The organism is Azospirillum doebereinerae, from assembly GCF_003989665.1.
GTDB classification, from domain to species: Bacteria; Pseudomonadota; Alphaproteobacteria; order Azospirillales; family Azospirillaceae; genus Azospirillum; species Azospirillum doebereinerae.
This window is the reverse complement of sequence record NZ_RZIJ01000004.1, coordinates 168893-194330: the sequence shown is the minus strand read 5'-3', so window position 1 is coordinate 194330 and position 25438 is coordinate 168893. Positions and strand designations below refer to the sequence as shown.

Annotated in this window: 25 protein-coding genes; 8 read left to right on the top strand and 17 right to left on the bottom strand. The window is 69.4% G+C overall.

The features are described 5' to 3' along the window. The first annotated feature begins 58 nt into the window (after positions 1-58). Positions 59-730: an alpha/beta hydrolase gene (locus EJ913_RS07455; protein WP_126996334.1), complete on the top strand. Its 672-nt coding sequence runs from the start codon at positions 59-61 to the stop codon at positions 728-730. Between the two features lie 93 nt (positions 731-823). Here EJ913_RS07455 and EJ913_RS07450 read toward each other — a convergent pair whose 3' ends face one another. From EJ913_RS07450 to EJ913_RS07400, 11 genes are all read right to left on the bottom strand, one after another. Continuing rightward, complete coding sequence (locus EJ913_RS07450) at positions 824-1252, bottom strand: DUF2155 domain-containing protein (protein ID WP_238519687.1); 429 nt, start codon at positions 1250-1252, stop codon at positions 824-826. A gap of 73 nt (positions 1253-1325) precedes the next feature. Next, positions 1326-1661: a hypothetical protein gene (locus EJ913_RS31555; protein ID WP_185909705.1), complete on the bottom strand. Its 336-nt coding sequence runs from the start codon at positions 1659-1661 to the stop codon at positions 1326-1328. A 71-nt stretch (positions 1662-1732) separates the two neighbouring features. Next, entirely contained in the window at positions 1733-2491 is a 759-nt protein-coding gene (locus EJ913_RS07440) for a class I SAM-dependent methyltransferase (RefSeq protein ID WP_211098903.1), read from the bottom strand. Between the two features lie 103 nt (positions 2492-2594). Beyond that, positions 2595-3092, bottom strand: coding sequence for an outer membrane lipid asymmetry maintenance protein MlaD (mlaD, locus tag EJ913_RS07435; protein WP_126996330.1), 498 nt, complete (start codon positions 3090-3092; stop codon positions 2595-2597). Between the two features lie 29 nt (positions 3093-3121). Next, a complete protein-coding gene (locus EJ913_RS07430; RefSeq protein WP_126996328.1) occupies positions 3122-3514 on the bottom strand; it encodes an NADH:ubiquinone oxidoreductase subunit NDUFA12 in 393 nt (130 codons plus the stop codon). A gap of 150 nt (positions 3515-3664) precedes the next feature. Beyond that, positions 3665-4327 (bottom strand): LysE family translocator, encoded by a 663-nt coding sequence (locus EJ913_RS07425; RefSeq protein ID WP_126996326.1) that lies wholly within the window; start codon positions 4325-4327, stop codon positions 3665-3667. Between the two features lie 27 nt (positions 4328-4354). Further along, the gene (locus EJ913_RS07420; protein ID WP_126996324.1) at positions 4355-5251 is read right to left on the bottom strand and encodes an LpxL/LpxP family acyltransferase; all 897 of its coding nucleotides are present in this window, start codon (positions 5249-5251) and stop codon (positions 4355-4357) included. Continuing rightward, positions 5235-6242, bottom strand: coding sequence for a tetraacyldisaccharide 4'-kinase (gene lpxK, locus EJ913_RS07415; protein WP_126996322.1), 1008 nt, complete (start codon positions 6240-6242; stop codon positions 5235-5237). Before lpxK ends, EJ913_RS07420 begins: the two co-directional genes overlap by 17 nt. Before the next feature lie 15 nt (positions 6243-6257). Beyond that, positions 6258-7541, bottom strand: coding sequence for a 3-deoxy-D-manno-octulosonic acid transferase (locus EJ913_RS07410; protein ID WP_126996320.1), 1284 nt, complete (start codon positions 7539-7541; stop codon positions 6258-6260). A 165-nt stretch (positions 7542-7706) separates the two neighbouring features. Beyond that, positions 7707-8726, bottom strand: coding sequence for a glycosyltransferase family 4 protein (locus EJ913_RS07405; protein ID WP_126996318.1), 1020 nt, complete (start codon positions 8724-8726; stop codon positions 7707-7709). Next, on the bottom strand, positions 8723-9544 hold the full coding sequence (locus EJ913_RS07400; protein ID WP_126996548.1) for a UDP-2,3-diacylglucosamine diphosphatase: 822 nt from the start codon (positions 9542-9544) through the stop codon (positions 8723-8725). Before EJ913_RS07400 ends, EJ913_RS07405 begins: the two co-directional genes overlap by 4 nt. Positions 9545-9774: 230 nt before the next feature. On the opposite strand from EJ913_RS07400, the gene EJ913_RS07395 reads away from it, so the two are divergent. Then, positions 9775-10725: a diacylglycerol/lipid kinase family protein gene (locus tag EJ913_RS07395; protein ID WP_126996316.1), complete on the top strand. Its 951-nt coding sequence runs from the start codon at positions 9775-9777 to the stop codon at positions 10723-10725. A gap of 37 nt (positions 10726-10762) precedes the next feature. On the opposite strand, the gene EJ913_RS07390 is transcribed toward EJ913_RS07395, so the two are convergent. The 4 genes from EJ913_RS07390 to EJ913_RS07375 all read right to left on the bottom strand — a co-directional run bounded on the left by EJ913_RS07390 (position 10763) and on the right by EJ913_RS07375 (position 15276). Further along, the gene (locus EJ913_RS07390; RefSeq protein WP_126996314.1) at positions 10763-12118 is read right to left on the bottom strand and encodes a TldD/PmbA family protein; all 1356 of its coding nucleotides are present in this window, start codon (positions 12116-12118) and stop codon (positions 10763-10765) included. A 132-nt stretch (positions 12119-12250) separates the two neighbouring features. Beyond that, entirely contained in the window at positions 12251-12715 is a 465-nt protein-coding gene (locus EJ913_RS07385; protein WP_126996312.1) for a DoxX family protein, read from the bottom strand. A 142-nt stretch (positions 12716-12857) separates the two neighbouring features. Further along, complete coding sequence (locus EJ913_RS07380) at positions 12858-14369, bottom strand: UbiD family decarboxylase (RefSeq protein ID WP_126996310.1); 1512 nt, start codon at positions 14367-14369, stop codon at positions 12858-12860. 250 nt (positions 14370-14619) lie between these two features. Continuing rightward, the gene (locus EJ913_RS07375; protein WP_126996308.1) at positions 14620-15276 is read right to left on the bottom strand and encodes a class I SAM-dependent methyltransferase; all 657 of its coding nucleotides are present in this window, start codon (positions 15274-15276) and stop codon (positions 14620-14622) included. Positions 15277-15417: 141 nt separating this feature from the next. Here EJ913_RS07375 and EJ913_RS07370 point away from each other — a divergent pair, with 141 nt between their 5' ends. Further along, positions 15418-16251, top strand: coding sequence for a CHAP domain-containing protein (locus EJ913_RS07370; RefSeq protein WP_126996306.1), 834 nt, complete (start codon positions 15418-15420; stop codon positions 16249-16251). Positions 16252-16369: 118 nt separating this feature from the next. Here EJ913_RS07370 and ubiA read toward each other — a convergent pair whose 3' ends face one another. Then, entirely contained in the window at positions 16370-17293 is a 924-nt protein-coding gene (gene ubiA, locus EJ913_RS07365; protein ID WP_126996304.1) for a 4-hydroxybenzoate octaprenyltransferase, read from the bottom strand. 167 nt (positions 17294-17460) lie between these two features. Here ubiA and EJ913_RS07360 point away from each other — a divergent pair, with 167 nt between their 5' ends. From EJ913_RS07360 to EJ913_RS07350, 3 genes are all read left to right on the top strand, one after another. After that, a complete protein-coding gene (locus tag EJ913_RS07360) occupies positions 17461-17841 on the top strand; it encodes a response regulator (protein ID WP_238519696.1) in 381 nt (126 codons plus the stop codon). Positions 17842-17914: 73 nt separating this feature from the next. Next, positions 17915-18703 carry a 16S rRNA (uracil(1498)-N(3))-methyltransferase gene (locus EJ913_RS07355; RefSeq protein ID WP_126996300.1) on the top strand — a complete coding sequence of 263 codons (789 nt, stop codon included), beginning with the start codon at positions 17915-17917 and terminating at the stop codon, positions 18701-18703. A gap of 43 nt (positions 18704-18746) precedes the next feature. Then, positions 18747-20111, top strand: coding sequence for a glutamate--cysteine ligase (locus tag EJ913_RS07350; RefSeq protein ID WP_126996298.1), 1365 nt, complete (start codon positions 18747-18749; stop codon positions 20109-20111). A 138-nt stretch (positions 20112-20249) separates the two neighbouring features. Here the strand turns inward: EJ913_RS07350 and EJ913_RS07345 are convergent, their stop codons facing one another. Continuing rightward, positions 20250-21095: a BglII/BstYI family type II restriction endonuclease gene (locus tag EJ913_RS07345; RefSeq protein ID WP_126996296.1), complete on the bottom strand. Its 846-nt coding sequence runs from the start codon at positions 21093-21095 to the stop codon at positions 20250-20252. 151 nt (positions 21096-21246) lie between these two features. Between EJ913_RS07345 and EJ913_RS07340 the strand changes: the two genes are divergently transcribed. Beyond that, positions 21247-24210, top strand: a complete 2964-nt coding sequence (locus EJ913_RS07340; RefSeq protein ID WP_126996294.1) for a hybrid sensor histidine kinase/response regulator — start codon at positions 21247-21249, stop codon at positions 24208-24210. A gap of 373 nt (positions 24211-24583) precedes the next feature. Beyond that, the gene (locus EJ913_RS07335) at positions 24584-25435 is read left to right on the top strand and encodes an electron transfer flavoprotein subunit beta/FixA family protein (protein WP_126996292.1); all 852 of its coding nucleotides are present in this window, start codon (positions 24584-24586) and stop codon (positions 25433-25435) included. The last annotated feature ends 3 nt before the right edge of the window (positions 25436-25438 follow it).

Sequence of the window (25438 nt, the reverse complement as noted above, 5' to 3'; positions counted from 1 at the left end):
GTCTTCGGCGCCGCGGCGGTTTCGACAACCCTTTGTTCGCGTCAGGATCGTCGCTCCCATGCCTGAAGTGCTCATCAACGGTCCCGCCGGTCGCCTGGAAGGCCGTTACACCCATGGCAAGCAGCCGAACGCCCCGGTCGCGCTGATCCTGCATCCCCACCCGCAGCACAATGGGACGATGAACAACAAGGTGGTCTTCACCCTGTTCCAGTCCTTTACGAAGCGCGGCTACTCGACCCTGCGCTTCAATTTCCGCGGGGTCGGGCGCAGTCAGGGCACCTACGACAAGGGCGAGGGCGAACTGGCCGACGCGGCGGCGGCGCTGGATTGGTTGCAGACCTACAACCCCAACGCCCCGCTCTGCTGGATCGGCGGCGTGTCGTTCGGCGCCTGGATCGGCATGCAACTGCTGATGCGGCGGCCGGAGATCGACGGCTTCGTGTCGGTGTCGCCGCCGGCCAATCTGTTCGACTTCTCGTTCCTGGCGCCATGCCCGTCCTCGGGCCTGATCGTCCACGGCGACAAGGACGAGCTGGTGCCGCAGGCGGCGGTGACCAAGCTGGTGACCAAGCTGTCGCACCAAAAGGACATCCGCATCGACCACCGGGTCGTGCCGGGCGCCAACCATTTCTTCCTGAACCGCACCGACGATCTGGCGATCCAGGTCGACGATTACCTGGAGAAGGCTCTGGGCAACCCGATCAACCCGGTGGCGGCGGTCGCCGATTAGGGACCGGTTGCGGTTCCATCGTTGCGAAGCGCCCTGATCGCGAAGCCGCCGTCACCCCGACGGCGGCTTTTCCATTCGGTCAAAGGCGTCCGTTCACTGTCCGGTGCAGGACAGGACCCAGACGTCGTAGATGGCGTGCTCCATCGCCGACAGGGCGGGGCTGGAGGCGAACATCCAGCCGCTGAACACCGGTTCGGCCTGCTCGCCCGGCTTCATCTCGACCACCTCCAGGAAGGCGGCGGATTCCGGCGGCTCGATCGGCGGGTTCTCCCTGCAGGCGCGCAAGCTGATGCGCAGGCTGCCCATCGTCTTCGTCTCCCCCACCGCGATGGTGAAGGTGGAGGTGCGGGCGGTCACCTTGTCCAGCCATTGCAGCTTGGCGGCGCCGCGCACGATCATCTGCTCGGGCGCCGGGGCGGCAATGGCCGGCACGAGGGGCGTCGTGGCGAGGGGCACGAACAAAAGCGCGGCCGCGAGGGCCGCGCTCTTCAGCGGAAAAAACGGCGTTGTGAACTTCGTCACGTCGGATCGCTTCCGTGGTTTCGGGCGGCGTTTTGACACGCCACGCCTTCTATCGCGGAAGCGGTGCCGCCGTCTACTGCGCGGAGCCGTTGCCGCGCGGGGCGTCCCAGCTGTTGCCCGAGGTGCCGGTCGTGGTGCTGGAGGTGCTGGTCACCGGCTTGCGCTTCACGTCGCGGTGGGCGGCCTTGCCCGAGGTGCCCGAACCGTCGTTGCGCTCCTCGACCTTCTGGGTCGCCGCGCCGGCGCCGGCGCCGGCGACGCCGCCGACCACGGCACCGACCGGGCCGCCGACCACCGCGCCGGCGGCGGCCCCGCCGAGCGCGCCCGTCGAGGATTTCTCTTCCATGGTGTTGCCGCACGCGGTGGTCAGCAGCCCCAGGCCCAAAACGGCCAGAACAGAGACGCGCATCCTATCCTCCTGCATTCTTGACAACGATTGCCGGAGGAAACGCGCAAGCGTGGCCGTTGGTTCCGCCCGGCCTACGCCGGCTTGTCGGCGGAAAAGCGCAGCCGGACGTAGTCGGCGGTCCAGCGGCCCTCGGCGTCGCGCAGCTCCGGCGCCACGGTCTCCAGCACCTCGGCGACCAGGGGCGGTCGTTCCGCTTCCGAAACGCGGTTGAGAAAGCTTTGCGCGAAGGTGGCAAGCCAGCCCGCCATGTCGGTCGGCAGCGGCGTCGGGCGCGGGATCAGGGCGATGCTGCGGACACGGAACCCGGCGGCCTCCAGCTTTTCGCGGTACTCCTCCGGCGTCGGGAAATACCAGGGGTTGGCCGCGCGCCCGTCCAGCCCCCGGCGGACGAGCGCCGCTTCCAGCGCCGCGACGATGCGGCCGACGTTGCCGGCCCCGCCGAACTCGCCGACGAAGCGCCCGCCGGGCCGCAACGCACGGGCCACCCCGGCGACCACGGCGTCGGGGCCGGTCATCCAGTGCAGAGCCGCGTTGGAGAAGACCGCGTCGAACTCCGCCGCGAAGGGCAGGGCGTGGGCGTCGACCACCCGCGCGTCCAGTCCGCGCGCCTTGGCGGTCTCGATGAACTCGGGGCTGGAATCCACGCCGACCACGTCGCAGCCGAGCGCCGCCAACCGTTCCGTCAGTGTGCCCTCGCCGCAGCCCAGATCGAGAATACGCTCGCCGGGGCGCGGGTCGAGCAACTCCACCACCGGCATCCCCAGTTCCGGCACGAACCCGGCGTGGTGCTTGTAGCCGCCGGCTTCCCAGCGTTGATCGGTGGCGCTCATGTCTGTCGCATCCTCCATTTGCCGGAACGATCCGGTTCTGAAACGACAAAGGGAGCCGAACGGGCTCCCTTTGCTTGATGTCTCGGTAAGGCGAGGCCGGACCTCACATCTTGGGCGTGGCCGGCTGCCCGCCCGCCGCCTGGTCGGCCGGCTTGCTCATGCTCTGCAGCGAGAAGATGACCTGCCCGAGAAGCTGTTCCAGGCCCGGCGTGCTTTGGGTGTACTCGATGCGGCCGTTGGGCTTGATCGTGTCGGGGTCGCCGCCGGGTTCCAGCGACAGGAACTTGCCGCCCAGCAGGCTTTCCGAGGCGATCACGGCGGCGGTGTCGCGGGGCAGCTTGACCGTGTTGTCGAGCGACAGGTGGACGACCGCCTGGTAGCTCTTCGGGTCGAGCGTCAGTGCCGACACCGAGCCGACCTTGACCCCGCTGATCCGCACGTCGGCGCCGCTCTGCAGCCCGGTGATGCTGGAGAAATTGGCGGTCAACGCGTAGCCCTCGACCTTGCGCAGATCCGCGCTCTTGTAGGCGAAGGCAAGGAAGACGGCGGCCACGGCGAGCACGACGCCGCCAAGCACGGTTTCGATCACGTTCCGGCGCATGGGCTGATCCTAATGCGACATCCGGCCGTTCAGGCCGGAGTCCAGGGCTCGTAATCGCCGGTCGCGGCAACGCGCTGCCCGCCCGCCAGCACATGGCCCGGCGGCCGGTAGGCCTGGGCGGAACCGGAGAGGTTGGGCAGGTGTTCCTGCTGCCAGGGCTTGTGGAAGGCGCTGTTGCCTTCGGGCAGCGGGTCCTTGGTGGTGTGGTGCAGCCATCCGTGCCATTCCGGCGGAATCAGCGAAGCGTCGGGCTCGCCCGCGTAGATCACCCAGCGGCGCTCGCGCGTGCCGGCCTTGGTGGTCTTGCTGCGGTAATAGACGTTGCCGAAACGGTCGCTGCCGACCTTGGCGCCGATGCGCCACGTCACGTAACGGATGTGGATGTTCGCCAACTTGGTGAACAGGGAGAGAGGCTGGCTCATCGTCGCTCGCGAGTGCGGGAGGCCGACCCGCCCCGTTCGGGTGGGCCGGTCGAATGCGGGCCGCACTATGACACCCCGCCGAGCCCACGTCCACACCCGCCGACAGGCGGGCGCCGGGGGCGTGGCAGGGCGCCGGGGACGGCTCCGGCGTCAGGCGAACTTACGCTCGGTCAGCAGCAACCGCACGGCGAAACCGAGGAACAGCACCCCGGCGACGCCGTCCAGCGCGGCGCGGACGCGCGGGCTGGACAGAACACGCCGCGCCGCGCCGGCGCTGAGGGCCGCGACTCCGGCCAAATAGAGCGCGCCCAGCGCCGTGATGATGTTGCCGAGGATGAAGATCTGCACGCCCACATGGCCGAGATCCGGGGCGATGAACTGCGGCACGAAGGCCAGTTGGAACAGGATGACCTTCGGGTTCAGCAGGTTGGTCAGCAGCGCCTGGGTGAAGACGGCGCGCAGCGGGGCCGAATCGGGGGCCGCCTTGGGAGCGTCCGCCGCTTGGTTCCGGCTGGCCCAGGCGCTCCACAGCGACCGCGCGCCGATCCAGGCGAGGTAGCCGCCGCCCGCGTAGCGCAGCACGTCGAACAGGGCCGGCGACGCGGCGATCAGGGCCGAGATGCCGGCGGCGGCAAGCAGCGCGTGGATGACGTTGCCGACCGAGATGCCCAGCGTGGCGACGACGCCCGCCTGCCGCCCGTCGGCGACGCTGCGGGTCAGGACCAGCAGGGAATCCGGCCCCGGCGCCAGCACCAGGACGCAGACGGCGATCAGGTAGAGCTGAACCAGGTGGGGATCGAGCGGCAGATACATCGCGGGGATACTCTCAAGGGTTCCGGATCAATCCGGCCAGCGCCGGTGCAGCCACATCCACTGGGACGGGCGCTCGCGAATCCAATCTTCCAGCACCCGGTTCAGCCGTTCCATCAGAATCCGGCTGTCGGCGTTGCGGTCGCCGCTGGTCGGGCATGCTTGTGGGGGAAGGACGGTGACGCGGAAGTTCGCACCGTTCAGACGTTCGGTAAACACCACGCAGAGCGGGATGCCGAAGCGCAGGCTCAACTGCGCGGCGGCGGGCGCCGTCATCGCGTCGCGGCCGAAGAAGGGCACCGGGATGCCGTCGTTCATCTTCTGGTCGATCAGCATGCCGACATGCCCGCCATCGGCCAGCAGGCGCAGCAGGGCGCGGGCGCCTTTCGGCCCTTTGGGAATCTGGGTGTCGGTCGCGGCACCCCGCAGCGCGACCAGCAGATCGTCGACATAGGGGTTGTTGGGCGCGCGGTAGATCACCGCGACCTCCAGCCCGCGCTTGCGGGCGGCGATCGTCTGGACCTCCCAATTGCCGAGATGCCCGCCCACGATGATGCCGCCCTTGCCGTCGTCGCGCAGGGCGTCGGCGTGCTCGCCCCCGATGACCTCCACCCGCTCGGCACCGATCCGGTCGAGATGCGGGTATTCGGCGACGGTGCGGCCGAGGTTGTCCCACATGCCCAGCAGGATCGTTTCGACCTCCGCCGGTGACTTCTCCGGAAAGGCACGGGTCAGGTTGCGCCGGGCGGTGCGGCTGCCCGACAGCCGGGGACCGACCGCCCGCCCGATCCAGCCGCCGAGCGCCGAGGCGCGGTCGAGCGGCAGCGAGCGGAACAGCGCGTTGGCGCCATGGACGAGGACGGCCTCGGCCGGGTAGCCGAGCTTGCGGAGCAGCCACTTGGACAGCGGGCTACGCGGCTTCGCCATGCGAGCCTCCCTCGGGTGGGCAAGTGGGTGGCAGACGGTCGAGCAGACGGGCGAGCGCGCTGGGATCCTCCCAGGCCACCGCCACCGGCAGCACGCGGATGTGCGCTCGTAAGGCTGCGGGCAGGCGCACGGCGTCCTTGGCGGTGGTGACGGGCAGGGCGTCCAGCGCCGCCGCGCGCTCCAACAGGGCGGCGACCTCGGCCGGGCGGTAGGGGTGGTGGTCGGCGAAGGGGACGCGGGCGGCGAGGTCGGCACCGAGCGACTCCAGCGTCGCGAAGAATTTTTCCGGTCGGCCGATCCCGGCGAAGGCGAGGACGCGCCGGCCGCGCAGTTCGGCGGAGTCGGTGGACGGCTCCAACCGGCCGCGCAGCACGGGACGCCCTTGCGCCAAGGCCGCGACTCCGGCGCGGTCGTCGCCCAGGATCACCAGCGCGTCAGCGCGGGCAAGGCCGTCGGCGATCCGTTCGCGCAAGGGGCCGGCGGGGATCACGCGCCCGTTGCCGAAGCCGACCGCGCCATCGACGACGACCAGCGACACATCCTTGAACAGACCGGGATTCTGGAAGCCGTCATCCATGACAAGGATTTCGGCGCCGGCCGCGACCGCGGCGTCGGCCCCGGCGGCGCGGTCGCGGGCGACCCAGCAGGGGATGTCCGCCGCCAGCAGCAGGGCCTCGTCGCCGACGTCATCGGCGCCGTGCCGCGCGGGATCGACCAGCACGGGACCACGCTCGCGCCCACCATGGCCGCGCGTCAGGGCGTGGACCGCGACTCCGCGCGCCCGCAGGGCCGCCGCGACGGCCAGCCCGACCGGAGTCTTGCCGGCCCCGCCCGCCACCAGATTGCCGACGCAGACCACCGGCGTGCCGGCCCGGTGCGGCTCCGCCGCCGCCATCCGCCGCCGTCCGGCCAAGCCGTAGAGCGCGCCCAGCGGCGCCAGCGCCGCCGACGCCAAGCCCGGCGGGCGGTACCAGAAGGCGGGGGTCTTCACGCCGTCACCGCCGCGTCACGCCGCCGGGCGGATGCCGGCGGCACCCAGCACGGGGCCGAGCGCGCCGAGCGCCCGGTCCACGATGCGCCGGTTGTCCTCGGTCACGCGGGCGGCCCCGGCGACCACGCGGGCGCGGGCGCCGTCGTCGGTCAGCAACCGGCGGGCGGCCGTCGTCAGGGCCGGGGCGTCGGCGACGGGCAGGGCGCCGCCGGCCGCCTCCAGCATGTGGGTGATCTCGCCGAAATTGAACATGTGCGGGCCGTACAGCACCGCGCAGCCGAGCTGCGCCGGCTCCACCGGATTCTGCCCGCCATGCGGGATGAAGGAGCCCCCCATGCACACAACCGGCGCGGCGCGGTAGAACAGCCCGAGTTCGCCCATGGTGTCGGCGACGTAGACCGCGTCCCCAGGCCCCGGCAGGCCGCCGGCCGACCGGCGGGCGACGGCGAGGCCCCGCGTGCGCATCAGCTCGGCGATGGCCTCGCCCCTGTGGGCGTGGCGCGGGACGATGACGGTCAGCAGGCCGGGCAGGGCGGTGGCCAGCGCCGCGTGGACGGCGGCGGCGATTTCATCCTCGCCGGGGTGGGAACTGGCGAGCAGCCAGACCGGGCGGCCGGCGAGCGCCGCGCCCAGCGCCGCCATCGGCTCGTCCGCGGCGGGCGGCGGCTCGGCGGAGAATTTCAGGTTGCCGACGCTGGCCACTCCGGGGGCGCCCAGCCGGCGCAGGCGGTCGGCGTCGCCCTCCGTCTGGGCCAGCGTGACCTGGAAGGTGGAGAGCAGCCCGCCGATCAGCCCCGGCGCGTTGCGCCAGCGGCCGAAGGAGCGCTCCGACATGCGGGCGTTGACCAGGGCGGCCGGGATGGCGCGGGCGCGGATGCCGGCCAGAAGGTTCGGCCAGATCTCCGATTCGGTCCACAGCACCGCGTCGGGCCGCCAATGGTCGAGGAAGCGGTCCACCGCCGCCGGCAGGTCGACCGGGACATACTGGTGGATCGCGCCCTCTGGCAGGCGGCGGGCCATCAACTCGGCGGAGGTGACGGTGCCGGTGGTCATCAGCACGGTCAGGCCGGGCGCGTTGGCCAGCAGCCGGCCGACCAGGACCAGGACCGAGTTCGCCTCGCCCACGCTGGCCGCGTGGATCCAGACCAGCCGCCCGTCGGGCCGCGCGCGCGACGCCTCGCCGAACCGCTCCGCCCGTCGGGCTGGGTCCTCCTTGCCGGCGGCGCCGCGGCGGTCGAGGTAGAGGCGCACCGCCGGCCCGGCGACGGTCGTCAGGCCACGGTAGAGGGTGTGCAGCATGCGGCTCGGAACTGGGACGTGACGGCAAACGCGCCGCCGGTTTCCCGGCCGCGCGACGGGCCGCACCTTAGCACGGCAGCGCGGGCGGCGCGATGGGGATGCGGGTACGGCCTTTCCGTCGCGCTGGACCCCACCCCGGCCTTCCCCCCGTTGGGCGGGGGATGGTTAGGGTGGAGGCAACTCCGCGTGGCCGAACGGCCGCAGATTGGACAGGAACTGCTCCGCCGAGCGCCGCCACGAGTAGCCCAGCGCGTGATCCCGGCAAATCTCCGCCGGGATGGTCAGCGCCGTCTCCACCGCGCGCTTCAAATCCTCGTCCAGGCAACCGGCGCCGGAGCCGTTCACCACGTCCAGCGGTCCCGGCACCGGGTAGGCGGCCACCGGGATTCCGGACGCCATCGCCTCCAGCAGCACGAGGCCGAAGGTGTCGGTGCGCGAGGGGAAGACGAACACATCCGCCGCCGCGTAATGGCGGGCCAGATCCTCGCCGTGCTTGGCTCCGGCCCATTGCACCTCGGGGTATTTGCGCTGAAGCTCGGCGCGGGCCGGGCCGTCGCCGACCACCAGCTTGGTGCCGGGAAGGTCGAGCTTCAGGAACTCCTCCAGGTTCTTCTCCACCGCGACGCGCCCGACGTAGAGCGACACCGGGCGCGGTAGATCGAGAAAACCTTTGTCGCGCGGGCGGAACAGCGCCGTGTCCACCCCGCGCGTCCAGCGCTTGATGTTGGCGAAGCCCCGGCCGGTCAGCGCGTCCTCGATGGTCTGGGTCGCCACCATCACCGCCGAGGACGGCCTGTGGAAGCGCCGGACCACCGCGTAGGACAGCGCCAGCGGGATCGGGGCGCGGTCGCGCAGGTATTCGGGAAAGCGCGTGTGGTAGGCGGTGGTGAAGGGCTTGCCGTGCTTCAGGCAGTAGGCGCGGGCGGCGAAGCCCAACGGCCCCTCGGTGGCGATGTGGATGCAGTCGGGACGCATCGCCTCGATCATCGTCCACAGCCGCCGCCTCGCCCCGACCGCCAGACGGATTTCCGGGTAGCTCGGCATGGCGACGGTGCGGAAGCGGTCGGGGCCGATGACCTCGACCGTCTGGCCCATCGCTTCGAGTTCCCGGCGGACGGTGCCGATGGTGCGGACGACCCCGTTGACCTGTGGGTGCCACGCGTCGCTGACGATCAGGATGTTCACGCCGCCGCCTTCTCGGTCGTCTTGGCGGTCGCCTTGTCCGTGGTCCGGGACGCCGTGCGTTGGGCCATGACCTCCGCCCAATGGATGATCTCCAGGGCTCCGCTGTCGTGCTCGACCAAGGCGGTGCAGGATTCGACCCAGTCGCCGTCGTTGCAATAGAGGATCCCTTCGATGTCGCGCATCTCGGCGCTGTGGATATGGCCGCAGACGACGCCGTCCACCTTGCGGCGGCGAGCCTCCTCGCCCAGAGCCGCCTCGTAGTTGCCGATGAACTCGACGGCGGTCTTGGCCTTGTGCTTGAGGTAGGCCGACAGCGACCAGTACTGGAAGCCCAGCCGCCGCCGCACCCGGTTGAACAGCGTGTTGACCTGGAGCAGGACCACGTAGGCCTGGTCCCCCAGCAGGGCCAGCCACTTGGCGTAGCGCACCACCGCGTCGAAGCGGTCGCCGTGGGTGATCAGCAGGCGCCTTCCGTCGGCGGTGGTGTGGATCCACTCGTCGACCACCTGCACGCCGCCGAATTGCAGGCCGATGTACTCGCGCGCCGCCTCGTCGTGGTTGCCGGGGATGTAGTAGACCCCGACGCCCTTGCGCGCGCGCCGCAGGATCTTCTGCACCACGTCGTTGTGCGCCTGGGGCCAGTACCAGCTCTTCTTCAGGCGCCAGCCGTCGACGATGTCGCCGACCAGGAACAGGTGGTCCGATTCGGTGTGCTTGAGAAAATCGAGAAGAAGCTCGGCTTGGCAGCCGCGCGTTCCTAAATGAACGTCGGAGATCCAGATGCTGCGGTATCGCTTGACCGCATGGGCGCCGTCCATCATCCGCTCCATCGTCGCCGTGACAAGGATCGTCAAGCTGATCTTGAAGACAGACTGGGTATAATCGCAATCTCTCTTCTTGACAATAAATAGAACAAACCGCATCTGTCGGCGAATTCTTTTATGAGATAGACAGTAAAACTGTCTTTGATCTGAAATTTATTCTTAAATTAAGCGTCACTATACTGAAACAAACACGGCGGCCAAGCCCGCCGGACGGGAGTCGATCGGTGCTGGACTCAATCGAAGGAGTGGGGGAGCGGGCCGGGGCGGTGGCGATCCGGCGGCTTCTGGTGATCCACAACCCGGTTGCCGGCGGCCGGCGCGCGCGGCGTCTGCGCGCGGTGGTCGAGCGGCTGGAAAGTGTGCACGGCGTCGCCGTCTCCGTGCGCTCGACCGGCGGGCGGGGCGACGCGGAGGCCTTCGCCCGCGCGGTGGCGCCGGGCAGCGTCGATGCCGTGGTCGCGGCCGGCGGCGACGGCACGATCAACGAAGTGATCAACGGGCTCGCCGTCCACGCCGCCGCCGGCACGCCGGTGCCGCTGGGCGTCGTCGCGATGGGTACGGCGAACGTGCTGGCGGGCGAACTGGGGCTGCCGAGCGACGCCGAGGGGATGGCGCGGGTACTGGCCGGCGGCCGGACGGTGGCGATCCATTCGGCGCTCGCCAACGGGCGGGTGTTCTCGCTGATGGCCGGGGCCGGGTTGGACGCGCGGGTGGTGGAGCGCGTGAACCCCCGGCTGAAGCGCCTGATCGGCAAGGGCGCTTACGTCGCGGAAACGCTGGTGCAACTGGCGGTGCGGCCGGGGCACCGCTACCGCGTGACGCTGGACGACACCACCGTCGAGGAGGTCGCGGCGGTGATCGTCGCCAAGGGGCATTTCTACGGCGGGCGCTTCGTCTGCGCCCCCGACGCCCGGCTGACCGAGCCGGAGCTGCACGTCTGCCTGTTTCCCAGGGCCGGGCGGTGGAACGCGCTCCGCTATGTCTGGGGAGTCACCGCCGGCCGGCTGGCGCGCTTCCCGGATTACCGGGTGGTGACGGCCCGGCGGGTCGTCATCGAGGGACCGGCGGGCGACGCGGTGCAGGGCGACGGGGACGTGGTGGCGCGCCTGCCGGTGGAGATCGCGCTGGCGGGCTGGACCCTGCCGGTTCTGGTGGGGCCGGCTCTTCTGGGGTGAGCGCGGCGCCCGAAGGCGCCTCGCCCGTTCAAGCCCCTCACAGTCCGGCGATGGTCATCCCGTCGATGCGCACGGTCGGGGCGTCCATGCCGAAGCGCAGCTCCAGGTCGTCGGCCGGCTCCATGTTCAGGAACATCTCCTTGAGGTTGCCGGCGATGGTCATCTCGTTGACCGGGAAGGTGATCTCCCCGTTCTCGATCCAGAAGCCGCCGGCCCCCCGGCTGTAGTCGCCGGTCACGCCGTTGACGCCCATGCCCATCAGGTCGGTCACGTAGAAGCCGTCCTTGATCTCGGCCAGGATGTCGGCGCGGCTGCGCTTGCCCGCCGCCATGTAGACGTTGGCCGGCGCCGGGCCGGGAGGGCCGGACGTGCCGCGCGCCGCGTGGCCGGTCGTCGTCAGCCCGAGCTGCCGGGCCGAGCGCAGGTCGAGCAGCCAGGTCGTCAGCCGGCCGTCCTCGATCAGGGTGCGGCGGGTGACCTCCACCCCCTCGGCGTCGAAGGGGCGGGAGCGCAGGCCGCGCTTCACGTGCGGATCGTCGACGATGGTGACGGAGTCGGCGAAGATGCGCTCGCCCATCTTGTCCTTGAGAAAGCTGGTGCCGCGCGCGATGCCGGGGCCGCTGATCGCCCCGGTCAGATGGCCGAGCAGACCGCGCGACACGCGCGGGTCGAACACCACCGGCACCTTGCAGCCCTTCATCCGGCGCGGGTTCAGGCGGCGCACCGCGCGTTCGCCGGCCTCGCGCCCGATCTCGGCGGCGTCGCGCAGGTCGCTGCCGTAGACCTTGCTGTCGTAGTCGTAGTCACGCTCCATGCCGGTGCCCGTGCCGGCCAGCACCGAGGCGGACAGCGACTGCCGCGACACGCCGTAGCTGCCGGCGAAGCCGTTGGACGCCGCGATGGCGATGGTGGAGCGGCTCCAGCCCGAATCGGCGCCTTCGGAGTTGGTGACCCCGGCCACCGCCAGTGCCGCCTCTTCCGCCCGGCGGGCTCGCTCGATCAGGACGTCGGTGGCGGGCTCCTCGGGATCGAGGATGTCGAGCGCGGGCAGGCTGCGCGCGAGCTGCTCGGGGTCGGCCAGCCCGGTGAAGGGATCCTCCGGCACGACGCGCGCCATGGCGACCGCACGCTCCACCAGGGCGGCCAGCGCCTCGGCGCTGCGGTCGGTGGAGGAGACGATGGCCTGGCGCTTGCCGATGAAGACCCGCAGGCCGAGATCGCCCGATTCCGACCGCTCCAGCTTCTCCGGGTTGCCCAGGCGCTGGCTGAGCGACACGGACGCGCTGTCGAACAGTACCGCGTCGGCGGCATCGGCCCCGGCCTTGCGAGCCTTGGCGATCAGGTCGTCCAGCAGGTTGAGGACATCGGGCTGGTCGTTCTGCGGGGCGGGCATCAGCGTCTCCGGTTGGTCTCCGACTTGTCTAGCAAATGGGGCGGCGGCACGAAACGGGGAAGGGGCATTTTGTCCCTCCCCCGTCCCGTGCCGCCGCAGACCGCTTTGTGCGCCGTCCTGCGTGGCGGTGGGTCAGGCGATTTCCGGCCGGCGGGCGGCGGTGACCGGGGCGTTCAGGGCCGGGACCTTCACCGCGAAAGCGCCGTCGCCCAGCAGGGCCTGCACCGCCAGCAGCGCGGTCCAGAAGGCCGGGAACTCCCAACCGCCGTTCGGCGCGTTGAACACCCAGCCGTTGCCGACGTGCTGGAGGGTGGCGCCGATCATGATCGGCAGCAGGGCCAGCGCGATCCATCGGGTGTACACGCCGGCGATCAGCAGCAGCCCGCCGCCGATCTCCCCGAGGATGACCAGATAGGCGAAGACGCCGGGGTAGCCGAGGCTCTCGAAGAAGCCGACCGTGCCGGCGATCCCGAAGGTCATCACCTTCAGCACGAGGCCGTGGGCCAGGAACAGAAGGCCGAGGCCGACGCGCAGGATCAAGGCGGCGTAGGGGGCGGTGCGGGCGTCGATGCCAGTGCTGGCGGTGGTGTTGGTCATGATCGTGATCTCCTCTTCGGGTGAGGCCCGGTGGTGGGCGGTTCGTCTGAAGAGGAGATTACGCGTTTCTGTCAAAACGATAATCCAACGTTTTTGCGATGGATTGTCCCTATAAAAGCAACGATGACCAATTGATAGCCGGTCACTTCCAGATCGGCTTGCCGCTGCCGGGCAGGCCGTAGAGGTCCCATTTGCGGCTGACCTGATTAACCGTGTCTTGGTCCATAGCGATCTTCTGACCCCATTCGCGCTTAGTCTCGGGCGGCCATTTGTTGGTGGCGTCCAGCCCGACCTTGCCGCCCAGCCCCGATTCGGGGCTGGCGAAGTCGAGGTAGTCGATGGGCGTTCCCTCGATCACCGTGATGTCGCGCGCCGGGTCCATGCGGGTCGACATCGCCCACATCACGTCCTTCCAGTTGCGCGCGTCGATGTCGTCGTCCACGACGATCACCCATTTCGTGTACATGAACTGGCGCAGGAAGGACCAGACGCCCATCATCACGCGCTTGGCGTGGCCCGGATAGGCCTTCTTCATGCTGACCACCGCGATCCGGTAGGAACAGCCCTCCGGCGGGAGCCAAAAATCGACGATCTCGGGGAATTGCTGGACCAGCAGCGGGATGAACACCTCGTTCAGCGCCTCGCCCAGCACCGAGGGCTCGTCGGGCGGTCGGCCGGTGAAGGTGGACAGGTAGATCGGGTTGCGCCGCATGGTCATCGCGGTGATCGTGAAGACCGGGAAGGACTCGACCGAGTTGTAGTAGCCGGTGTGGTCGCCGTAGGGCCCCTCGTCGGCGTATTCGTCCAGACTGACATGGCCTTCCAGCACGATCTCGGCCTGGGCCGGGACCTTCAGCGGCACGGTCTTGCAGTCGACCAGCTCGACCTTCTTGCCGCGCAGCAGCCCGGCGAACTGGTATTCCGACAGCGTCTCGGGCACCGGCGTCACGGCGGCGAGGATGGTGCCGGGGTCGGCGCCGAGCACCACGGCGCAGGGCAGCGGATCGCGCTTTCCACTGGCCTGCCAGCGGTGATGGTGTTGGGCGCCGCCGCGGTGCTTCAGCCAGCGCATGATCGTCTTGTTCTTCCCCAGCACCTGCATGCGGTAGATGCCGAGGTTGAAGTCGTCCTCACGCTTTCCGGTCGGCCCCTTGGTCACCACCAGCGGCCAAGTGATGAGCGGCGCCGGCTCGCCCGGCCAGCAGCCCTGCACCGGCAGGCGGCCGAGGTCGATCTGGTCGCCGGTCAGCACGACCTCCTGGCAGGGAGCGGAGCCGACGGTCTTCGGCTTCATCGACATCACTGTTTTGGCGAGCGGGATCAGTTCCAGCGCCTCGCGGAAGCCGCCGGGGGGCTCGGGCTGCTTGAGGAAGGCCAGCGTCTCGCCGACCGCGCGGAGCTGGTGCGGCTCGCGGTCCATGCCCCAGGCGACCCGCTCCACCGTGCCGAACAGGTTGACCAGCACCGGCATCTCCGAGCGCGTGCCGTCGGCCTTGATCACGTTCTCGAACAGCACAGCCGGGCCGCCCTCAGCCAGCAGGCGGGTCTGGATCTCGGTGATCTCCAGCATGGCGGAGACCGGCTCCTTCACCACCACCAGCCGCCCCGCCTTCTCCAGCCGGTCGATGAAGTCGCGCAACGAGGTGTAAGGCATGGGATGGGCTTCCGTCAGAACTCTGCGAGGGCGCGTAAGGTTCCGCGCGGCATGAAAGGCGTCAAGAGGGGAGGAGGATTTTTACACGGAGGAACATGGATCAAGACACGGATGAACACGGATAAAAAAGATATCGGTTCCAAGACGTTTTCCTGGACGCTCAAAGTACGGTCGGTTTCGGGGACCGAATGCGCCGTGTCTCTGCGAAATCCGTGTTCATCCGTGTAAAACATACCTTGTTCCCGACCCCTCACTCCGCCAGCAGGCGCCAGATCGTCGTTTCACGGGTCGTGCGGTCCTCGAGTTCCAGCGAGGTCGGGACGGTGTAGGTCGCGACCTTCTCCAGCCCGTGGGCGGGCACATAGGCGCGGCCGGGGTCGCCCAGCAGAACCAGAGTGCCGGTTGCCGCGACGGTGCGCAGCCACGCCGTCACCCGCTCCGCCATCGGCCGCTCGTAGCAGACGTCGCCTGCCAGCACCACGTCGATGCCCGGCAGCTCGCGCCCGACCAGATCGACGCTGACCGCCTTCACCTCCACCCCGTTGGCCTTTGCGTTCAAGGCGATGGCGGCCAGCGAGAAGCGGTCGATGTCGCAGGCCTGCACGCGCGCCGCCCCCGCCATCATCGCCGCGACCGCCACGACTCCGGTGCCGGCGGCGAAATCCAGCACCGACTTGCCGGCCACCAGATCGGGCCGGTCGAGCATCAGCCGGGCGACCGCCTGCCCCCCCGGCCAGGCAAAGGCCCAGTACGGAGGTGGGAGATTTTTCTCGGCCAAGGTCTCCTCGGTGGCTTCCCACAGCGGAGTGACTTCGGTGGCAAGATGAAGCTGGATCTCGGGCAGCAGAGGGGGTGTTGCCAGCGTCGTGTTGTCGCGGACGAAGTCGAGCGGAGACGGGTTGTTCATGCTTGGATTCTCACGAGGTTCCGCAGGGTCAGCGACGATTGCCGGCCGTTCATCACGGTTACATAATTCAAACGGTGTAGACACAGGTAAGAACCCGTGTTACCCGTTCGACTGGGGAAAGACAAAGGGAATGGGGGAATCATGCGGCCGAGCGGTCTTGCCGTCAGCCTTTCGTTCGCGGCCTTGCTCGCGCTCAGCCCCCTTTCCGTCTCGACGGCCGCCGCCCAGGATTGCGTGCGCACCGTGCGGGCGATCTCCGATTTCACGATACGCGGCGACGCCTGGACGTGGTGGAACACCGCCGCCGGGCAGTACGACCGGGAAAACCACCCCGCCATCGGTTCCGTCCTCGTCTTCAAGCGCACCGGCCACATGCGGCGCGGCCACGTCTCGCTGGTCAGCGCGGTGATCGACCGCCGCACCATCGAGGTGGACCACACCTGGATCGACGGCGACGGTCTGCGCCGCGGCATGCGGGTGGTCGACGTCTCCTCGCGCAACGACTGGTCCGCCGTCCGCGTCTGGCACGAGCCGACCGACCAGCTGGGCATGCGCGTCTACACCGCCTACGGCTTCATCATGCCGGAAGGCGAGGAGGAGCCGAGCCGTGGCCGCGTGCTGGACGCCGGCGACCGCGGCATGGACTCGGGCTTCACCGTTTCGCCGCATGGCCGTGGCAAGCAGCCGCGCATCGTCGAGGCCTCGCTCGCCAACAAGGCGGCGAAGGGTCATTCGGTCGGCGTGCCCGGCCGCAAGCCGCAGGTTCTCATGGCGGCGCTCCAGGCCCCGCAAAAGCCGGAGCGCCTGGACGTGGCGGTTCTGCCCGCCCGCAAGCCGACGGCGATCGGCGGTGCCGCCGCTGCGGCCGCCAAGGGGCTGGTCGCTTCGGTCGAAGGGCTGCGCACCCTGCTGCCCGGCCGCAAGCCCGGCTCCAGCACCGCCGTCGCTCAAGTGGCGGACAGCGACGAGCATTGACCGGCGGCGCGGATCGCGCCTTCGCGTCGCTTCGCAGCCGGATTTCCTTCGAGACATCTGCATTTCAGGCAGACGCTTTCCTGTAAGGCACAAGGTTGGGGAAACCTGAGCTTTTCCCCTACAGCTTCCCCGCCAAAATCGCCGCCAGCACGAGCCAGCCGAACCAGCGGTTCGACTTGAACTTGTCCAGGCAATCGTTCTGGTCGTCCGGGCGCCACGTCGCCACCTGCCACGCCAGATGCAGCCCGGCCAGCGACAGCACCATCAGGTACAGCCCGCTCAAACCCGCCAGCCGCCCGCTGAGTCCCAGCCCGGCGTAGGTCAGTGTGTAGAAGCCGTAGATCCAGATCTTGCTGGTGTCGCCCAGCCGCAGCGCGGTCGATTTCACGCCGATGCGCGCGTCGTCCTCCTTGTCCTGGTGGGCGTAGATGGTGTCGTAGCCGAGTGTCCAGGCGATGCCGGTCACGTACATCACCACCGCCGGCCAGTCGAGGTCGCCGCGCACGGCGGCCCAGCCCATCAGTGCCCCCCAGTTGAAGGTCAGCCCCAGGAACGCCTGCGGCCACCACGTGATGCGCTTCATCAGCGGGTAGGTGAAGACCAGCGCCAGCGACAGCACCCCCAGGCCGATGGCGGCCGGCGGGAATTGCAGCAGGACCACCAGCCCCAGAAGCAGCTGGAAGACCAGGAAGGCCAGCGCCTGGCGCACCGACACCTGGCCCGAGGGGATCGGGCGCGAGCGGGTGCGCTCCACCATGGCGTCGAACTTGCGGTCGAGGATGTCGTTGACCGTGCAGCCGGCCCCGCGCATCACCACGGCGCCGATGGCGAACAGCGCCATCATCCACAGGTCGGGCCAGCGCGGGGCCGCCAGCGCCACGCTCCACCAGCAGGGGAACAGCAGCAGCCACGTGCCGATGGGCCGGTCGAGTCGCGCCAGCGTCAGATAGGGGCGAAACGGTGCGGGTGCCCAGCGGCCGATCCAGCCATCCCGGCGGATGTCGGTGAAGTCGGTGGGATCCGGTTTGGCGGTGCTGGTCATGGTGGGTTTCGACCCTGATGTGTGTCGGGCGGCGCGTCAAACTATCGGGCGTCCGATGTCACGGCAAGCCGCTGGGGAAAATGCGAAAAGATCTTGCGCTCGGCGGTTTTGAATCGATACTGCTTCGAAGTGCCAATTCAAACGGTTTTCAACCTAAAATGGGATCGATGGAACCTCAGGAACGGCTTGCCGTCGTCATCGACGACGAAGCGATCATCCTCGCCGGCATGGAGATCATGCTGGAGACCTGGGGCTTCCGCGTCGTCGCCGCCGAGGACGCCGTCACGGCGCTGAAGGCGCTGGAGACGGCTCCCAGCCCGGCGGTGATCGTGTCCGACTACCGGCTGCGCAACGGCGGGACGGGGGTGGACGCCGTCCGCGCCCTGCGCGAGGCCGCCGGGGCCACGGTGCCCGCCATCATCCTGACCGGCGACACCGGGGCGGCGCTGGTCGCCGACGCCCAGCGCGACGGGCTGACCATCCTGCACAAGCCGGTGCTGCCGGCCGAACTGCGCCGGGAGATCGACCGGCTGATGGACGCCGCCTGATCCGGCGTTGAAAGGCTGACGGAATCCCGAGCGGGCCGCTATAGTCGGCTCCGTTTCGCGGAGACCCGACGCCATGGCCGAACAGCCCAAGACCCGCCTCTACGTGGACAGCCCGCTGGCCGAAGGCCAAACGGTCGGGCTGGACCACGAGCGCGCCCATTTCCTGCGCCATGTGCTGCGGCTGGATCGCGGCGATCCGGTGGCCGTGTTCAACGGCCGCGACGGCGAATGGCTGGCGCTCATCGACGGTTTCGGCAAGGGCTGGTGTTCGCTGACCGTGGAGGCGCAGCGCCGCCCGCAGGACACTGTTCCCGACCTGTGGCTGGTCTTCGCGCCCCTGAAGAAGGGCCGCATCGATTTCGTGGCGGAGAAGGCGACGGAGATGGGCGTGTCGCGCCTGTGCCCGGTCTTCACCCGCCGCACCGACCCCAACCGGGTCAACATGGACCGGCTGCGCGCCAACGCCGTAGAGGCGGCCGAGCAGTGCGAGCGGCTGACCGTGCCGGAGCTGGCCGATCCGGTGCCGCTGGCCCGCGCCCTGGCCGACTGGCCGGAGGGGCGGACGCTCTACCTCTGCGCCGAGGCGGGGATCGCGCGGCCGATCGCCGAAGCCATGCGTTCGGCGGGGTCCAGCCCCGCCGCGCTGCTGGTGGGGCCGGAGGGGGGCTTCGACCAGTCGGAACTTGACGAAATCGCCAAACTCCCCTTTGTTGTGCCGGTGGGCTTGGGACCCCGCATCTTGCGGGCCGACACGGCGGTTGTTGCGGCGTTGGCCTGCTGGCAGTCCCTGGCCGGGGACTGGACGGCCGGCGGCGGCGACACCCGCCCTCCCTTCCGTTCACCGGCCGATCCGGCCGCCTGATTTTGGCCGTTCGATAGTCAATCCCATACCCGCGGGAGCTTTCATGTCCGCACCCCCGACAACGCGCGGCGAACCCATCACCGACCGCCGCCAACTGGTCGCCTATCTGGAATCGGGCTGCAAGCCGCCCGAGGCGTGGCGCATCGGGACGGAGCACGAGAAATTCGCCTACCGCGCCGCCGATCTGCGCCCGCTGGCCTATGACGGTCCGGACGGCATCCGCGAATTGCTGACCCGCCTGACCCGCTTCGGCTGGGAGCCGGTGGAGGAGAAGGGCAACGTCATCGCGCTGGTCCAGGGCATGGCGAACATCACGCTGGAGCCGGGCGGGCAGGTCGAGCTGTCGGGCGCGCCGCTGGAGACGCTGCACCAGACCTGCGCCGAGGTCCACCGCCACTTGCGTCAAGTCAAGGAGGTCGGCGGCGAGCTGGGCATCGCCATGATGGGGCTGGGCTTCCAGCCGAAATGGAAGCGCGACGAGATCCCGTGGATGCCCAAAGGCCGTTACAAGATCATGGGCGACTACATGCCCAAGGTCGGCGGCCTGGGGCTCGACATGATGCTGCGGACCTGCACCGTGCAGGTCAATCTGGACTTCGCGTCCGAAGCCGACATGGTCAAGAAGTTCCGCGTGTCGCTGGCGCTCCAGCCGATCGCGACGGCGCTGTTCGCCAACTCGCCCTTCACCGAAGGCAAGCCGAACGGTTTCCAGAGCTTCCGCAGCCACATCTGGACCGACACCGATCCGGACCGCACCGGCGACATCCCCTTTGTGTTCGAGGACGGCTTCGGCTTCGAGCGCTACGTGGACTATCTGTTGAAGACGCCGATGTACTTCGTCTACCGCGACGGGACCTACATCGACGCGGCCGGGCAGTCCTTCCTCGACTACCTCGACGGCAAGCTGCCGGCCCTGCCGGGCGAACTGCCGCTGATCACCGACTGGGCCGACCACACGACGACGGCCTTCCCGGAGGTGCGCCTCAAAAAGTATCTGGAGATGCGCGGCGCCGACGGCGGCCCGTGGCGCAGCCTGTGCGCCCTGCCGGCGCTGTGGGTCGGGTTGCTCTACGACAGCCAGTCTCTGGACGCCGCCTGGGATCTGGTGAAGGATTGGACGACGGAGGAGCGCGCGCATCTGCGCGCCGAGGTTCCGCGCCAGGGCCTGCGCACGCCGTTCCGGGACCGTACCGTGCGCGACGTGGCGCTGGAGACGGTGGCCATCGCCCGCGACGGTCTGGCCCGCCGCGCCCGCAACGACAACTGGGGCGACGACGAGACGCATTTCCTCGACACGCTCCAGGCCATCGCCGAGTCCAACCGCAGCCCGGCGGACGAGATGCTCGCCAAGTTCGAAGGCGAGTGGGGCGGCAGCGTCGATCCGGTGTTCAAGGATTACGCATATTGAGGGGAGGGCGTTTGCCCCCTCCCTAACCCTCCCCCGCCTTTGGCGGGAGAGGGAACTGCCGCCGAACCCTGACAAAGTTCCTGCCCCCTCTCCCGCGAAGCGGGGGAGGGCCGGGGAGGGGGCATCGGAGCCGAAACCTCACCCCAGATCGTCCTCGTCCTCCCCGGTGTCGTCCAATTCGAACACGGCCTGCTGCCGGATGACTGGGTGTTTCGCCTTCCAGTCGTCGAAGTCCGACACCAGCGCCGGCCGGATGCCCAGCGCCAGGATCGGGCAGCCGCCGCCGCGCCCGGCGTCCAGGCGGTAGAGCAGCTTCTTCATCCAGGTCGTGCTGGCGCCGTACTTGTTCTGGAAGTTCTTCATCTCGACCCGACGCGCCACCTCGGTGAACAGCGGGGCCAGCTCGGCGCTGCGGGTCAGCAGCACGCCGGCGCCGATGATGCCGCATTCGTAGAAGGTCCGCGCCGCGTAGAGGTCGCGATCGAAGGTCTGGTCCTTGCTGTTCCATTCCAAGTCGAAGGACACGCGCCCCTTCACGAAGTCGATCTTGTGGCCGTCGATGAAGCCCTTCACCTTGTAGATCTCGTCGCGCTGGCGGTGCTCCACCACCGTCCGCCCCCGGTTCTTGCCGGAGACGAGGCGCTTTTCCCCATGCGTGATGATCTCCTTGGTGATGAACAGGTCGCCACGGATCCGCGTCTCGTGCCAGCCGAGCGGGTTCAGCATCAGCTCCATCGACTTGGCGATCTGGGACTTGTTGCCGCCGGACGCAACGATGTCCTCGGTGCGGATGCGGAATTCCATCAGCCGGGCGACGATCTCCTGGAACTCGGGCGTGCAGGCGTAGGCCAGGATGCGGGCGGCGTTGCGGTAGCTGTGCACCTCGTAGAGATCGAGGAAGCCGGGCGGAAACAGGTCGCCCAGGTCGGCGTCCTTGGCTTCGATGATCGGGGCGGTGTCGTGGAGGCAACTCAGCAGGCTCATGACGGCATCGCGGGAAGGGGGGAGGAGCGGCCGCCACCATGGCGGTTGCGGAACGGCAAATCTACCCTTTCCATGGAGGGCTTGGGCACGGATGGCAGGCGCTCGGCCGGTTGTGCTATCGTCGCGGGCACGCGCAAGGCTGGGGGCGGGGATGAGCGACGAGTTTCTGTTCGCCGACGAGGAGCCGGCCGTCGAGGCTGCGGCGGCCCTCGCCCCGCCGGAACCGGTCGAGCCCTGGCTGATCCTGATCGTCGACGATGATCCCGCCATCCACGCCACCACCAAGATGGTGCTGCGCGGCTTCGCCTTCGAAGGGCGGCCGGCGCTGTTCCTATCGGCGGGCACGGCGGCGGAGGCGCGCGACGTGCTGCGCGACAACCCGGCCATCGCCGTGGTCCTGCTCGACGTGGTGATGGAATCCGACGACGCCGGGCTGCGGCTGGTCCGCCACATCCGCAGCGAGATGCGGAACCGCCGCGTCCGCATCATCCTGCGCACCGGCCAGCCGGGGCAGGCGCCCGAACGCGACGTGATCCTCAGCTACGACATCAACGACTACAAGTCGAAGACCGAGCTGACCGCGCAGAAGCTGTTCACCTCGGTCGTCGCGGCGCTGCGCGGCTACCAGGACATCACCGCCATCGAGGACCACCGCGAGGGGCTGGAGCGGATCCTCGACGCCTCCTCCTCGTTGTTCGACAAGCGGACGATGGCGGCTTTCGTCGGCGATGCGGTGCGGCAGATCGGCGGCCTCTGCCCGCCGGGCGACGGGGTGGCCTTGGTCGGGCGCCTGATCCGCGAGGATGGCGCCGCCACCGAACCGCTGGTGCTGGGCGGCGCCGGAATCCATGCCGGAACGGAGGGTCGGCCGTTGCGCGCCGGCCTGCCCGCCGAGGCCGCCGCCATCACCGCCGGGCTGGCCGAGGGGTGGAACCGCTACGAGCGGACGCACAGCGTGCTGGTCTTCCGATCCGCCTCGCGTCGTTACGAGACAGCCTTCTACCTCAGCCACGCGCGGGCGCTGACGGCGGACGAGCGGCGGCTGCTGGAGGTCTTCTGCTCCAAGGTCGCGATCGGCTTCGACAACGTCCACCTCTACGAGGAATTGACCGAGCTGAACCGCAGCCTGGAGCGGCAGGTCGCCGACCGCACCCGCGCGCTGGTCGCCGCGACCGAGGCGGCTGAGGCGGCCAACCAGGCGAAGTCCCTGTTCCTCGCCACCATGAGCCATGAGATCCGCACGCCGATGAACGGGGTGCAGGGCATGCTGGAACTGCTGGAGCACACCGCGCTGACCCCCGACCAGCGCGAGTTGGTCGAGGTGGTGCGCGATTCGGCGGGCTCGCTGCTGACCATCATCAACGACATCCTCGACTTCTCGAAGATCGAGGCCGGGCGGCTGGATCTGGAGCGGGTGCCGGTTTCGCTGTCCTCCGTGGTCGAGGGGGTGGCCGACACGCTGGCCCCCGGCGCCAGGGCCAAGGGGCTGTCGCTGATCACCTTCGTCGATCCCGATCTGCCGGCGACGGTGATGGGGGATCCGGTGCGCATCCGGCAGGTGCTGTTCAACATCGCCGGCAACGCCGTGAAGTTCACCCAGAGCGGGTCGGTCACGGTGACCGCCGGGTTGGCCCGCTTCGAGGGCGACCGGGTCGCCATCCGCATCGCGGTCAGCGATACCGGCATCGGCATCCCGCCGGACACCCAATCCCGCCTGTTCCACCCCTTCACCCAGGCCGAGGCGTCCACCACCCGGCGCTTCGGCGGCACCGGGCTGGGGCTGTCGATCTGTCGGCGGCTGGCCGAGCTGATGGGCGGCGAGATCGGTGTCGCCAGCGAGCCGGGCGTCGGCTCGACCTTCTGGTTCACCTTCGCCGCCGATCTGGCGGAGGACGTGAGCGCGGAGGCGTCGCCGCCGTTGGAGGGCGTCACCGTGCTGCTGATCGCGCCCGACGAGGCTGAGCGCGGCTTCCTCGCCCGTTACCTGAACAGCGACGGCGCGCTGGTGGTCGACGCGCCCGACGCGGAGACGGCGTTGCGCACGCTGCTGCCGACCGCCGCCTGCGACGCGCTGGTCGTCGCCTCGGAGGTCGACACGCGCGCTCTCGACGGTGACTCGCGCGGCCGGGTGCGTGGCCGGGTCTGGCTCGGCCGGCCGGGCGAGGAGCCGCCCGCCGGGGTGGTGCCGATCGCGTGGCCGCTGCGCCGGGCGCATCTGGTCCGCGCCGTGCTGGGGGCGGTCGGCCGCGCGGTGCCGGCGGAGGATCCCACCGACCGTGCTGGCGGCTCGATCCGCCGGGCGGCGCGCGTGCCCACGGTGGAGGAGGCGTTGGCCGGCGGGCGCCTGATCCTGGTGGCGGAGGACCACCCGACCAACCGGCGCGTCATCCAGCGCCAACTGACATTGCTCGGCCATGCCATGGAGATGGCGGAGAACGGCGTGCAGGCGCTGGCGATGTGGCGGTCGCGCCGCTACGCCCTGCTGTTGACCGACTGCCAGATGCCGGAGATGGACGGGCTCGAACTGGCCCGCGCCATCCGGGCGGAGGAGGCGGCTTCGGGCAATGGCGCGCGTCTGCCCATCGTCGCGGTCACCGCCAACGCGCTGGAGGGTGAGGTGCAGAAATCGCTGGCCGCCGGCATGGACGACAGCGTGTCGAAGCCGGTGGACCTGGGGCAACTGCGCCGGGTGATCGACCGCTTCCTGCCGCCGGAGGACGGGGTGGCGGTCGAGGCGGAGGGCGTGGCGGAGGATATGCCGGCGGTGCCGGCGCCGAATGTCGGGATTCCGCCGCTGGACATTGAGGCGCTGTCCGGTCTGTTCGACGGCGACACGGAGTTCGTCCGGCAACTGCTCGGCGAGTTCGTGTCGTCGAACACGGCGTCGCACCGATGGCTGGTCGATTCGCTGGCGGGCGCCGCTTGGGACGAGGTGCGGCAGGCGGCGCACAAGCTGGCCGGCTCCTCGCGCACGGTGGGCGCGCGGGATCTGGCGGCGGCGGCCGACGCGGTGGAACTGGCGGCGCTCGGCGGGCGGCTTGAGGGGATGGACGTCATGGTGCGGCGTGTCGGGGATGAACTGGAGCGGGTGGTGGCGTACATCGCGGCGGTCTGAGGGCGTCTCGGCTCCGATGCCCCCTCCCTAACCCTCCCCCGCTTGTCAGCGGGAGAGGGAACTCCGCCGAACGCCGGCAAGGATCCGCCCCCCTCTCCCGCCAAAGGCGGGGGAGGGATGGGGAGGGGGCTCCGCGTGCCGCACCTCCCCTTCTCCCGACACCACCTCCACAAGCTGTAACGAACCCGACATGGCCGGGCTTTGTCGCCTTTGCGACAACCTCGCGAGCCTCTAAAAAATCTCCCATAACTCCTTATGAATCCACGAAATTTCCGCGCTCTCCGTCGCTGGCACGCCCCTTGCTGTGAGGGAGCATGCGCCGGTCCCGCCGGCCCCCCTTCACGCAGCGCCCAGCGTTTTCAAGGAGACCGGGATGCACATCGTCGTCTGTATCAAACAGGTGCCCGACAGCGCCCAGATCCGCATCCATCCCGTGACCAACACGATCATGCGGCAGGGCGTCCCGGCCATCATCAACCCCTTCGACCTGTTCTCGCTGGAAGAGGCGCTGCGGCTGAAGGACAAGGTGGGCGCGCGCGTCACCGTGCTGACCATGGGGCCGCCGATGGCCGAGGCCTCGCTGCGCAAGGCCCTGTCGCTGGGCGCCGACGACGCCGTGCTGCTGACCGACCGCAAGTTCGCCGGCTCCGACACGCTGGCGACCTCCTACGCGCTGACCTCGGCGATCCTGAAATTGTCGGAGAGCGACCCGGTCGACATCGTCTTCTGCGGCAAGCAGACGGTGGACGGCGACACCGCCCAGGTTGGCCCCGGCATCGCCACCCGCCTCGGGTTCGAGCAGCTCACCTACATCACCAAGATCGAGGACATCAGCCTCGGCTCGAAGGAGATCGTGGTGCAGCGCCGCTCCGAGGGCGGCGTGCAGGTGCTGAAAACCAAGCTGCCCTGCATGATCACCATGCTGGAGGGCACCAACACGATGCGCTTCGGCAAGATGGACGACATGTTCCGCGCCGCGCGCTACGAGCTGAAGACCTGGAGCCGCGACTTCACCGGCGCCGAGGAGGCCAAGGTCGGCCTCAAGGGCTCGCCGACCGTGGTGTCGAAGGTCTTCGTGCCCAAGCCCCGCGCGGAGAAGGCCAAGATGATCAAGGCCGACGGCACCTCGCCCGACGCGCTGGCCGCCGCCGCCATCGACGCCATCTTCGCCGCCCAGCCCAAGCTGGCCGACGACCTGCTCGCCCGCGCCGCGGCCGGGCTTTGACGA

Excerpts from the sequence above, each read along its gene's own strand:
- EJ913_RS07380 (WP_126996310.1), bottom strand. The coding sequence starts at position 14,369 with ATGCCTTACACCTCGTTGCGCGACTTCATCGACCGGCTGGAGAAGGCG.
- EJ913_RS07350 (WP_126996298.1), top strand. The coding sequence starts at position 18,747 with ATGTCCGCACCCCCGACAACGCGCGGCGAACCCATCACCGACCGCCGC.
- EJ913_RS31555 (WP_185909705.1), bottom strand. The coding sequence starts at position 1,661 with ATGCGCGTCTCTGTTCTGGCCGTTTTGGGCCTGGGGCTGCTGACCACC.
- EJ913_RS07400 (WP_126996548.1), bottom strand. The coding sequence starts at position 9,544 with ATGGACGGCGCCCATGCGGTCAAGCGATACCGCAGCATCTGGATCTCC.
- EJ913_RS07425 (WP_126996326.1), bottom strand. The coding sequence starts at position 4,327 with ATGTATCTGCCGCTCGATCCCCACCTGGTTCAGCTCTACCTGATCGCC.
- EJ913_RS07390 (WP_126996314.1), bottom strand. The coding sequence starts at position 12,118 with ATGCCCGCCCCGCAGAACGACCAGCCCGATGTCCTCAACCTGCTGGAC.
- EJ913_RS07340 (WP_126996294.1), top strand. The coding sequence starts at position 21,247 with ATGAGCGACGAGTTTCTGTTCGCCGACGAGGAGCCGGCCGTCGAGGCT.
- EJ913_RS07430 (WP_126996328.1), bottom strand. The coding sequence starts at position 3,514 with ATGAGCCAGCCTCTCTCCCTGTTCACCAAGTTGGCGAACATCCACATC.
- EJ913_RS07355 (WP_126996300.1), top strand. The coding sequence starts at position 17,915 with ATGGCCGAACAGCCCAAGACCCGCCTCTACGTGGACAGCCCGCTGGCC.
- EJ913_RS07385 (WP_126996312.1), bottom strand. The coding sequence starts at position 12,715 with ATGACCAACACCACCGCCAGCACTGGCATCGACGCCCGCACCGCCCCC.
- EJ913_RS07345 (WP_126996296.1), bottom strand. The coding sequence starts at position 21,095 with ATGAGCCTGCTGAGTTGCCTCCACGACACCGCCCCGATCATCGAAGCC.
- ubiA (WP_126996304.1), bottom strand. The coding sequence starts at position 17,293 with ATGACCAGCACCGCCAAACCGGATCCCACCGACTTCACCGACATCCGC.
- EJ913_RS07440 (WP_211098903.1), bottom strand. The coding sequence starts at position 2,491 with ATGAGCGCCACCGATCAACGCTGGGAAGCCGGCGGCTACAAGCACCAC.
- EJ913_RS07335 (WP_126996292.1), top strand. The coding sequence starts at position 24,584 with ATGCACATCGTCGTCTGTATCAAACAGGTGCCCGACAGCGCCCAGATC.
- EJ913_RS07360 (WP_238519696.1), top strand. The coding sequence starts at position 17,461 with ATGGAACCTCAGGAACGGCTTGCCGTCGTCATCGACGACGAAGCGATC.
- EJ913_RS07455 (WP_126996334.1), top strand. The coding sequence starts at position 59 with ATGCCTGAAGTGCTCATCAACGGTCCCGCCGGTCGCCTGGAAGGCCGT.
- EJ913_RS07420 (WP_126996324.1), bottom strand. The coding sequence starts at position 5,251 with ATGGCGAAGCCGCGTAGCCCGCTGTCCAAGTGGCTGCTCCGCAAGCTC.
- EJ913_RS07410 (WP_126996320.1), bottom strand. The coding sequence starts at position 7,541 with ATGCTGCACACCCTCTACCGTGGCCTGACGACCGTCGCCGGGCCGGCG.
- EJ913_RS07370 (WP_126996306.1), top strand. The coding sequence starts at position 15,418 with ATGCGGCCGAGCGGTCTTGCCGTCAGCCTTTCGTTCGCGGCCTTGCTC.
- mlaD (WP_126996330.1), bottom strand. The coding sequence starts at position 3,092 with ATGCGCCGGAACGTGATCGAAACCGTGCTTGGCGGCGTCGTGCTCGCC.
- EJ913_RS07375 (WP_126996308.1), bottom strand. The coding sequence starts at position 15,276 with ATGAACAACCCGTCTCCGCTCGACTTCGTCCGCGACAACACGACGCTG.